This window comes from aff. Roholtiella sp. LEGE 12411 (genome assembly GCF_015206995.1).
Classification (GTDB): Bacteria; Cyanobacteriota; Cyanobacteriia; order Cyanobacteriales; family Nostocaceae; genus Komarekiella.
On the sequence record NZ_JADEXR010000193.1, the window covers coordinates 1 to 10,095 of the forward strand.

Consider the following 10,095-nt stretch of genomic DNA (forward strand, 5'->3'; position numbering starts at 1 on the left):
CCCCAATCCCCAATGCCCAATAATTAACAAATGAACTTTATATCAATTTTTTATGGACTATTCTTGCTAAGCGTACTTGGAATTTACTGGTCTCTAGCAAAACAAAAATTGCGTTTGTGGACGTTGCTAATTGCTAGCCTTGTTTTCTACGCATCTTTGCATGTCCAGTACATACCATTACTATTAGCACTTACTTTTATTAATTTTCGTCTGGGTCTAGAGATAGGAAAAAACACCTCACCAGGACAACCTTCTCTTGACTATGAAATCTCTCATGAAGAGTGGCAATTTTCTCAAGTTGATTGGAATCTGCGCCGAAGAAAGCTATTGTGGGTAGGTATAATTTTAAATGTTATAATATTATTAGGTTTTAAGTATTTACCAATTTTATTCAAGTTTGTTTTTCATATAGCAATAAGCTCACCAGATAGCTCTTTTAAGTTTGTACCTTTGGGGATTTCATTTTTCATCTTTGAATGTATTGCTTATTTAATAGATGTCTATCGCGGTGCACCTGCTACTGATCAGTTTCTCAAATTTGCGACTTACAAATTATTTTTCGCCAAACTGATCTCAGGCCCAATTACTCGCTACCACAACCTAGCAATTCAATTCAATACACTACATCTGCCCACTCCTGATCAAGTCACAGAGGCACTATGGTTGATTGCTAGGGGTGCTGTCAAGAAAGGTATTTTGGCAGACCAACTGGGAATTTTTGTAGATTTATGTTTTGGCAATTTGCAAAGGGCTGGTAGTATCGATCTTTGGTTGGCTACATTTGCTTATGGCTTGCAGTTGTATTTGGATTTCAACGGTTATGTAGACATTGCCCGTGGCAGTGCTTTACTCTTCGGGTTGGTTCTGCCTGAAAATTTTGACTTTCCTTACTTCAGCACCAATATTGCAGAATTTTGGCGGCGCTGGCATATTACTCTGGGAGATTGGCTGCGTAACTACCTCTACTTTCCCTTAGGTGGTTCACGACGAGGTTTAGCCCGCACTTGCTGGAATTTATTGATTGTGATGCTAATTGCAGGTATCTGGCACGGATCTGCTATGGGTTATGTCGTTTGGGGCGCAATCCACGGGTTAGCTTTAGTGGTTCATCGACTTACAGGTGCTATGGGCGATCGCTTCGAGAATCTGAAGCAATTCTGGCAAAATCCTCTGGGTATATTTGTAGCTTGGTTGTTGACCCAACTGATGGTTTTTACTTCTTGGATTTGGTTTCGCCTACCCAATGTCCAAGACTCTTTTTTAGTAATTCGGCATCTTTGGGGTTATCCTGCTGATGAACAGTTTGCTCAAAAGGTCTACGTGGAAGCCCTGAACATGAGCCAATACCAACTCAGCTGGGTACTGCTAGCTATAGCTGGTTTCATGGGTGTAGTCTATGTCTTTAACCGCAAATTGAAGTTAGAGTTCCACTGGCCTGTAAAGCTTGTTTTTGTGCCTCTATGCTTCTATGCCGTTTGGTTATTAGCTCCTGAAGGCAGCTTACCCTACATATACTTTGATTTTTAATTGAAACCTGAGTAGTAAGCAGAGTGGACAATGCCCACCCTGCTAATGTTTTTAATAAATATTTTCTATTAAAGAGTTTAAAGACTATTTATGAATAAATGTAAAGGGAATTAACTAGGCGATCGCCTGATTTCAAAGCATAGGTTTGTTTAGTGTTGAAAGGCTTTAAACGTCTTAATTCACTTCTTTATTGTATGGTAGAGAAACTTTACAGTTGCATGAGCTTATTAAAGCTTTTTATTACAGAATATTAAGTCAAATATCGCATCAAAGTAAATTCATGTAGACTCAAATACAACAGGCAAATATTCATCCGCCTGATTCATTTGTAACAAACAATAGCACTCATAAAATAATGACTACAACCTTACAACAGCGCTCTAGCGCTAACGTATGGGCGCGTTTTTGCGAGTGGATTACCAGCACCGAAAACCGTATATACATCGGTTGGTTCGGCGTTCTGATGATTCCTACTCTACTAGCGGCTACCACCTGCTTCATCATTGCCTTCATCGCTGCTCCTCCTGTGGACATTGATGGTATTCGTGAGCCAGTTGCAGGTTCTTTGATCTACGGAAACAACATCATCTCTGGTGCAGTTGTTCCTTCTTCAAACGCGATCGGCTTGCATTTCTATCCCATCTGGGAAGCTGCTTCCTTAGATGAGTGGTTGTACAATGGTGGCCCTTACCAATTAGTAGTCTTCCACTTCTTAATCGGTTGTGCCTGCTACCTTGGTCGTCAGTGGGAATTGTCCTACCGCTTGGGTATGCGTCCTTGGATCTGCGTAGCTTACAGCGCACCTTTAGCTTCTGCGGCCGCAGTATTCTTGGTCTACCCAATTGGTCAGGGTTCATTCTCCGATGGTATGCCTTTGGGTATCTCGGGAACCTTCAACTTCATGATTGTGTTCCAAGCAGAACATAACATCCTGATGCACCCCTTCCACATGTTAGGTGTGGCTGGCGTGTTCGGTGGTTCTTTGTTCTCTGCAATGCACGGTTCACTAGTAACCTCTTCCTTGGTGCGTGAAACCACCGAAACCGAGTCCCTTAACTACGGTTATAAATTCGGTCAAGAAGAAGAAACCTACAACATCGTTGCAGCCCACGGCTACTTCGGTCGTCTAATCTTCCAATACGCTTCATTCAACAACAGCCGTTCACTGCACTTCTTCCTAGCAGCATGGCCTGTTGTCGGCATCTGGTTCACCGCTTTGGGTGTAAGCACGATGGCGTTCAACTTGAACGGTTTCAACTTCAACCAATCCGTGATAGACTCTCAAGGTCGCGTCATCTCCACTTGGGCAGACGTAATCAACCGCGCTAACCTGGGTATGGAAGTAATGCACGAGCGTAACGCTCACAACTTCCCCCTAGACTTGGCTGCTGGCGAAATTGCTCCTGTAGCAATGACCGCTCCTGCAATCAACGGTTAGTACTTATATACTATAGAAATGTTGCATTGCAGCATCTCTAATTAAATCGAAAGAGTCCTTCGCAAATGGAGGACTCTTTTTTGTCGTCAAAAATATACTTATCGAAACAATAAGCAAAAAACTCAAAGAAATGGGTAAATGATGATCATCTTGTTTGTTGCTTTGTAGTGAGAAAATGCTATTGGTAGACTACAAGCGCTGGGCGATACTTCCTCAAAATCATGGGCAATACTTTTGGGCATCTATTCCGCATTACTACTTTTGGCGAATCTCACGGCGGTGGTGTGGGGGTTGTAATTGATGGTTGTCCTCCACAGCTAGAAATTTCACCTGAAGAAATTCAAGTAGAACTAGACAGAAGACGTCCAGGACAAAGTAAAATTACGACTCCTCGGAAGGAAGCAGACACCTGTGAGATCCTCTCTGGAGTATTTGAAGGAAAAACTCTGGGAACGCCCATAGCAATTTTGGTGCGAAACCAAGACACTCGTCCCCAAGACTACGACGAGATGGCACAGAAATATCGCCCTTCTCACGCAGATGCGACTTATGATGCAAAATATGGCATTCGCAATTGGCAGGGTGGGGGTAGGTCGTCAGCACGTGAGACAATTGGACGAGTAGCAGCAGGTGCGATCGCCAAAAAAATTCTCCGTCAAGTTGCTAATGTCGAAATAATCGGTTACGTCAAGCGCATCAAAGACTTAGAAGGCGTAATTGATCCCAATACCGTCACCTTAGAACAAGTGGAAAGCAACATCGTCCGCTGTCCCGATGCTAAATGTGGCGATCGCATGATTGAATTAATTGAGCAAATTGGTAGACAAGGTGATTCCATCGGCGGTGTAGTGGAATGCGTGGCGCGGAATGTGCCAAAAGCTTTAGGTGAACCAGTATTTGATAAATTGGAAGCGGATATTGCTAAGGGTGTGATGTCTCTCCCTGCTAGCAAAGGCTTTGAAATTGGTTCAGGCTTTGCAGGAACGCTATTAACCGGAATTGAGCATAACGACGAATATTATATTGATGAACAGGGTGAAATTCGCACTGTAACTAACCGTTCTGGGGGAATTCAGGGAGGAATTTCCAACGGAGAAAATATCATTTTACGAGTTGCATTTAAGCCGACAGCAACAATTAGAAAAGAGCAGAAAACTGTCACTCGTGAGGGTGAAGAAACGCTATTAGCTGCAAAGGGAAGACATGATCCTTGTGTATTACCGCGTGCAGTTCCAATGGTTGAGGCGATGGTAGCTTTGGTTTTGTGTGACCATTTGTTACGGCATCATGGGCAGTGTAAAGTGTTGTAGGTAACACGCAATTTTTTCAATAATTTCACTATTGTAGGTTGGTGATTGTGCCATCCCCGTTTTGTGCTGCGTGTTGTTATAGTAGCGGCTAACACATATCAAGCAGTGTTATCGCGGTACTTATCAACATGGACAAAGAATTTCAAAATCGTTTAAAACACTTTACTGTTTTAAAGTCAAAATACCAAGCAACTAAGTGTCAAGATTCATCACCCTCTAGTCTTCTATATCTTATCTTGCGAAAAGTTGACTTAGGAATTGAGCTAACCGAATTAGAGTTTGATTGGTTAAGAGAGCAGGAACTTTTTGAATCTGTTGAAACCATTTACCAACAGCAACAATATAACTTAGAAGAACTTAGAAAACTAGAAAATGAGTTTTCCCATCTCAAATCTCAGTATCAAGTTCCTAAAAATGGGGAAGCTTTCAAAAAGATTACTATTACTCTGTACCCGATTCTTTGGAAGCTTGATTCAGAAAAAACGCTCACTAATTCAGAGATTGAATGGCTAAAAAATAATCAGCTTGCTGGGACAGTTATTCTTGCTCAGAAGATGGAGATGGAGAGGCATTTTTTTGTTTTGAAAACCAAGTACCAAGCTACTAAATACCAAGGTTCATCACCTAATAGCCCACTATATAAAATTCTCAATAAACTGGAAAGTAAACAAAGAATAAGCGATCCTGAATTTGAATGGTTGCTCAAACAAGAACTATTTGAAACAGCAGAAATTTTTGAGCAACAAGAAGCAGAAAAGAAGGCAGAATTTATCCAGTTAAAAATAAATTATCATGCAAATAAACACCCAGATGTATCTCTATCTAGTCCGCTATATCCAATTTTGCAAAAACTTAATGCAGATGAAAAGTTGATTACTTCAGAAATTAATTGGCTGGAACAACAGGAGCTTAACGAAATAATTGCTATTGTTAAAAAACTGGAACAAACGCGAGAATTTACTGATTTAAAAGTTAAGTATAAAGCAAGTAAAATTGAGGATTTATCCCCTTTGAGTCACTTATATATACTTTGAAAAAGGCTTGATTCAGATAATCCCTTAAGCGAACAGGATATTAACTTTCTCAAAAAGCGTCAACTTTTAGAGACAATTGCGATCGCTAACGAAAAATACGCCTCTGCTCTCAAGTCTAAAATAGAATCAGGAGAACTTCTGAGCGAGTTAGAAATTGACTGGCTGCAAAATAATGGGCGTGAAGATATCATTATTTTCGCTAAACAAAAGCACTTTGCAGCGTTGAAATTAAAATATGATGTCTTAGGCTATCAAGATAAATCACACACCAGTCTTTTATACACAATTTTGCAAAAGCTTGAGTTAAAAGAGCGACTTGAAGCAACAGATGTTGCTTGGCTTCAGGAGAATAAAACTGAAGTGCCTCAAGCACAATATAGTTATTATAGGTGGCAAGAAGAACCTAAGTATCAAAGGAATAAATTATTCTCTGGGAAGATTTTGATTGCTTACCACACAATTGAAGCAACTTTCTATGAACAGGAGTTTCAACGCACTGACAACAAATGGAACTTGGCAAATGCTAGCAGCCATTGGCGCAAAGCAGATAAACCAGAACAGGCGTTGCAACTGACAAATAATTTAGAATTTGACCAAATTAAAGAAAATAAACTCAAGTCAGCTTTGCTAACTAGCAGAGGTGGAGCCTTTCGAGATATTGAAAAATTAGATAAAGCAGAAAATTGCGCTCGTCAAGCTATTGAGTATCAACCAAAAAGCCATCACCCTTACACTTTGATGGGAGCTATTTGTTTTGAACGGCATCAATATTCAGATGGTGAGTATTGGTTTCAAGAAGCAATCAAACGTGGAGCTAATCCTAGAGATATGGATTCCGAAATTAAGCGAGTAGTGAAAAATGCTAAGGGTGAAAACAAGCGTCGGGAAGTAATAGAGTACTTACTAAAAAAAGATTCGCAGCGGTATGCTTGGGCTAAATATTATTTCAAAAAGCCGAATGCAAAAGGCTAAATCAGAAATTAAAATATGCTTAGAAAGCCGAAGATAAACTAAGAATAATTTGGTGTAATGCAAGTGTGACTCTAGCGTTACACTACAAATTACTCTTAATATGGTTGCATCGCATGGACTTATTGACAATTCTAGGATTAGCTGCTGCCACAATAACCACAATTTCTTTTTTGCCACAAATGTTTAAAACTTGGCAAACAAAATCAGCCAAAGATGTTTCTTTAGTGACGCTGATTACATTCATGAGTGGAATTTTTTTATGGTTAATCTATGGAATTTACCTACAATCTTTGCCTATTATTCTTGCTAACAGCGTGACGTTAATTTTTAACTTCATTATTCTATGGCTTAAAATTAAATATAGATAAACCTACCCCGACTCTAACAAACACCTGTGACATCATCTGTATTTGACTCTGAACGCCTCTTATTCACCCCAACCACACCCGACACTGACGCCATACCAGTCATTTTTGCCTTTCCTAATGAGTACAGCGTGGGTATAACCAGCCTTGGCTATCAGGTTGTTTGGGCAACTTTGGCAATGCGTGATGATGTACAGGTGAGTCGCTTGTTCACAGATATTCATGAACAACTACCTAGAAAGCCGGAAATAGTCGGATTTTCTATTTCCTGGGAACTGGATTATATAAATATTTTAAATTTGCTGGAATCTTTGCAAATTCCCATTCGAGCAACTTCTCGTCATAATTCTCATCCGATAATTTTTGGTGGTGGCCCCGTTCTAACTGCTAATCCTGAACCTTTCGCAGATTTTTTTGATGTAATTTTGCTAGGAGATGGCGAAAACTTATTGGGTAATTTCATTGAAGCGTACAAAGAAGTAAGAAATGCTGAGCGACAAACTCAACTCAAAGCACTTGCACAAATACCAGGAATTTATGTTCCCAGTTTGTATGAGGTGGAATATCAAGTTATAGATGGTGCGGTAAAGTCTATTAAGCCAATTTCTCCAGAAATTCCCGCAATAGTACAAAAGCAGACTTACCGAGGTAATACTTTATCGGCATCAACGGTGGTTACAGAAAAGGCTGCATGGGAAAATATTTACATGGTAGAAGTGGTGAGAAGCTGTCCAGAAATGTGCCGCTTCTGTATGGCGAGTTATCTCACGTTACCTTTTAGAACAGCGAGTCTTGAAGGTTCGTTGATTCCAGCAATTGAAAGAGGTTTACAAGTTACAAACCGCCTTGGATTATTGGGGGCTTCTGTTACTCAGCATCCAGAGTTTGAGGCGCTGCTAGATTATATTAGCCAGCCAAAGTATGATGACGTGCGTCTGAGTATTGCCTCAGTGCGAACCAATACGGTGACAGTAAATCTGGCGAAAACTTTGGCGAAACGAGACACGCGATCGCTTACTATTGCCATAGAAAGTGGTTCAGAAAAAGTCCGGCAAATCATCAACAAAAAGTTAAATAATGATGAAATTATCCAAGCGGCAATCAATGCTAAAGCTGGTGGATTAACAAGCTTGAAACTCTACGGAATGGCAGGAATCCCCGGCGAAGAAGCAGAAGATTTAGAGCAAACCGTGGCGATGATGCGTAGCATCAAAAAAGCTGCGCCTGGATTGCGCTTAACCTTCGGATGTAGCACCTTTGTCCCTAAAGCACACACGCCGTTTCAATGGTTTGGAGTGAATCGCCAAGCTGAAAAACGGTTGCAGATGTTACAAAAACAGCTAAAACCGCAAGGCATAGAATTCCGTCCAGAAAGCTATAATTGGTCAATTATACAGGCTTTGTTGTCGAGAGGCGATCGCCGACTTTCCCCGCTTCTCGAACTTACCCGCGATTTTGGCGACTCCTTGGGTAGCTACAAACGTGCTTTCAAACAACTCAAAGGACAAATCCCCGACTTAGATTTCTATGTCCATGCTGACTGGTCAACAGAGCAAATATTACCCTGGAGTCACTTGCAAGGACCGCTACCACAGTCTACACTACTAAAGCATTTGGCTGATGCTACGAGTCATTTCAACCCATCCCATAAAGAACTACAGCCATTGAATTCATAGCTGAGAACTTGATGCAAAACACATCTGAGTATTACTGCGCTTATTGCGGCGAACCGAACTTAACCTTTATTGATTTGAGTGCTGGAGGACAGCAATCTTACATAGAAGATTGTCAAGTTTGCTGTCACCCAAATATTTTATATGTGCGGGTTGATGAAGACACCTTGGACATCGAAATTGATACAGAATACGAAGGCTAAATTTTAGGTTTTTCTTTCCATGCTGCACTTTAAACATTCTTCAGTGATTAATGCACCACCAGAAGTAGTTTGGAAATTTCACGAAAGATCAGACATTTTGCAACTACTAACTCCACCTTGGCAACCAGTCCAAGTTGTTCGCCGTGAAGGAGGACTTGATGTGGGTGCTATTACAGAATTTCGCCTTTTTTTGGGGCCATTACCCTTAACTTGGTTAGCACGTCACACTGAACACGAAAAATATCGCTTATTTACCGACGAACAGATATCTGGCCCTTTTGAATCTTGGGTACATCGACATGAATTTGAATTAAAAAATGGCCAAACCAAGTTGACTGATGCTATTTCTTTCTCCATGCCTGGTGGAGAAACAGTTGAATTTATCAGCGGTTGGTTAATACAAGCGCAGTTAGAAGCTATGTTTCGCTACCGCCACTATGTAACAAAACGCGAATGCGAGTCATCATAGCTAAATCTGTTGAACAATAAAATTATTTATCCTTATTCTTCAAGCCTTGCCGCGAAACCCATTGGATTAAACCAGGAAACAAGCGGTACAAACCTTGCGATACATTCGCGGAACCAACCATCATTTCTGACTTCTTATTCTTGACTGCATCCCAAATAGCATTAGCCACATCTTCAGGCTTCTCTACAACGGGAGTTTTTACCACGCTGTTGAGCTGTTCGCGTCGAGTTTGGGCATCTTGCTCATCCTTACCACGAAAAATTGCCCGTTCCATCAATCCAGTCTTGATCAAATTTGGATAAATCCCACAAATATGAATCCCTTTTGGCTGTAATTCCGCTTGCAGCGCTTCCGTTAAACCTGTGACGGCAAACTTACTGGTACAGTAGGCAACCAAATACGGGGTAGGCACTTTGCCACCAATAGAACTTAAATTAACAATGCTTCCACTTCCTCGTTGAAGGAAATGAGGCAGAAGGGCATTAATTGTATGGATATATCCCCATAAATTAGTGTCTATAACCTGATGCCAATCGCTGAGAGAAAACTCTTCTACCGGCCCCGATGCAAAGATGCCTGCATTGTTCACCAACACATCAATATAACCATAATGCTCCAACGCCTTTTGCACTAATGTGTGTACCTGAGATGAATCGGTGACATCGCAAGTAACAGTTAGCGGGACTCTATGACCAAGATCTTGCACCTGCTGGGCTACAGCTTCCAAGCCTTCAGCCTGACGAGCTGCAAGTACGAGGTCATATCCTTTCTGAGCAAACAAAAGAGCTGTTGCTTTACCAATACCTTGCGAAGCACCTGTAATCAGAACCGTAGGAGCCATACTTTAAAGTTAGAAAAACGTTATTTCCTATCTATATAGTCTGAGCAAAAAAATTCAATAAACCTTCTGACTTGCGTTAGATTTTTCATTGCAACTTGGAAAATATGTTGCTAGCAAAAATCAATCTACCCAAAACTACAATTTAGGTGTTAAAAAAGGCTCTACTCAATAAGCTAATAAAAATACTTATCAAACTTGTGTTGTATAACTATAGGACTAATATTTGATTTTTGAAAAAAATTCAGTACACCTTTATTACTTCT

General features: G+C 40.7%; 10 protein-coding genes. 9 read left to right on the forward strand and 1 reads right to left on the reverse strand.

What is annotated here, in order from left to right; genetic code table 11:
- Positions 1-30: 30 nt before the first annotated feature.
- From IQ246_RS26540 to IQ246_RS26575, 9 genes are all read left to right on the forward strand, one after another.
- Positions 31-1,527, forward strand: a complete 1,497-nt coding sequence (locus tag IQ246_RS26540; protein ID WP_194006288.1) for an MBOAT family protein — start codon at positions 31-33, stop codon at positions 1,525-1,527.
- A 355-nt stretch (positions 1,528-1,882) separates the two neighbouring features.
- Positions 1,883-2,965, forward strand: a complete 1,083-nt coding sequence (gene psbA, locus IQ246_RS26545; RefSeq protein ID WP_194006289.1) for a photosystem II q(b) protein — start codon at positions 1,883-1,885, stop codon at positions 2,963-2,965.
- A 221-nt stretch (positions 2,966-3,186) separates the two neighbouring features.
- Positions 3,187-4,275 carry a chorismate synthase gene (gene aroC, locus IQ246_RS26550; protein WP_194006290.1) on the forward strand — a complete coding sequence of 363 codons (1,089 nt, stop codon included), beginning with the start codon at positions 3,187-3,189 and terminating at the stop codon, positions 4,273-4,275.
- 128 nt (positions 4,276-4,403) lie between these two features.
- Complete coding sequence (locus IQ246_RS30675) at positions 4,404-5,309, forward strand: hypothetical protein (protein WP_244142169.1); 906 nt, start codon at positions 4,404-4,406, stop codon at positions 5,307-5,309.
- 222 nt (positions 5,310-5,531) lie between these two features.
- The gene (locus tag IQ246_RS30680; RefSeq protein WP_244142170.1) at positions 5,532-6,281 is read left to right on the forward strand and encodes a M48 family metallopeptidase; all 750 of its coding nucleotides are present in this window, start codon (positions 5,532-5,534) and stop codon (positions 6,279-6,281) included.
- Positions 6,282-6,394: 113 nt separating this feature from the next.
- Entirely contained in the window at positions 6,395-6,649 is a 255-nt protein-coding gene (locus IQ246_RS26560) for a SemiSWEET transporter (protein WP_194006295.1), read from the forward strand.
- A 26-nt stretch (positions 6,650-6,675) separates the two neighbouring features.
- Positions 6,676-8,322 carry a radical SAM protein gene (locus tag IQ246_RS26565; protein WP_194006291.1) on the forward strand — a complete coding sequence of 549 codons (1,647 nt, stop codon included), beginning with the start codon at positions 6,676-6,678 and terminating at the stop codon, positions 8,320-8,322.
- Between the two features lie 11 nt (positions 8,323-8,333).
- Positions 8,334-8,522 carry a CPXCG motif-containing cysteine-rich protein gene (locus IQ246_RS26570; RefSeq protein WP_194006292.1) on the forward strand — a complete coding sequence of 63 codons (189 nt, stop codon included), beginning with the start codon at positions 8,334-8,336 and terminating at the stop codon, positions 8,520-8,522.
- Positions 8,523-8,541: 19 nt separating this feature from the next.
- On the forward strand, positions 8,542-8,991 hold the full coding sequence (locus tag IQ246_RS26575; protein ID WP_194006293.1) for an SRPBCC family protein: 450 nt from the start codon (positions 8,542-8,544) through the stop codon (positions 8,989-8,991).
- Positions 8,992-9,013: 22 nt separating this feature from the next.
- Here IQ246_RS26575 and IQ246_RS26580 read toward each other — a convergent pair whose 3' ends face one another.
- Positions 9,014-9,832 carry an SDR family oxidoreductase gene (locus IQ246_RS26580; protein ID WP_194006294.1) on the reverse strand — a complete coding sequence of 273 codons (819 nt, stop codon included), beginning with the start codon at positions 9,830-9,832 and terminating at the stop codon, positions 9,014-9,016.
- Positions 9,833-10,095 lie beyond the last annotated feature (263 nt).

Excerpts from the sequence above, each read along its gene's own strand:
- IQ246_RS26560 (WP_194006295.1), top strand. The coding sequence starts at position 6,395 with ATGGACTTATTGACAATTCTAGGATTAGCTGCTGCCACAATAACCACA.
- IQ246_RS26575 (WP_194006293.1), top strand. The coding sequence starts at position 8,542 with ATGCTGCACTTTAAACATTCTTCAGTGATTAATGCACCACCAGAAGTA.
- aroC (WP_194006290.1), top strand. The coding sequence starts at position 3,187 with ATGGGCAATACTTTTGGGCATCTATTCCGCATTACTACTTTTGGCGAA.
- IQ246_RS26540 (WP_194006288.1), top strand. The coding sequence starts at position 31 with ATGAACTTTATATCAATTTTTTATGGACTATTCTTGCTAAGCGTACTT.
- psbA (WP_194006289.1), top strand. The coding sequence starts at position 1,883 with ATGACTACAACCTTACAACAGCGCTCTAGCGCTAACGTATGGGCGCGT.
- IQ246_RS26570 (WP_194006292.1), top strand. The coding sequence starts at position 8,334 with ATGCAAAACACATCTGAGTATTACTGCGCTTATTGCGGCGAACCGAAC.
- IQ246_RS26580 (WP_194006294.1), bottom strand. The coding sequence starts at position 9,832 with ATGGCTCCTACGGTTCTGATTACAGGTGCTTCGCAAGGTATTGGTAAA.
- IQ246_RS30675 (WP_244142169.1), top strand. The coding sequence starts at position 4,404 with ATGGACAAAGAATTTCAAAATCGTTTAAAACACTTTACTGTTTTAAAG.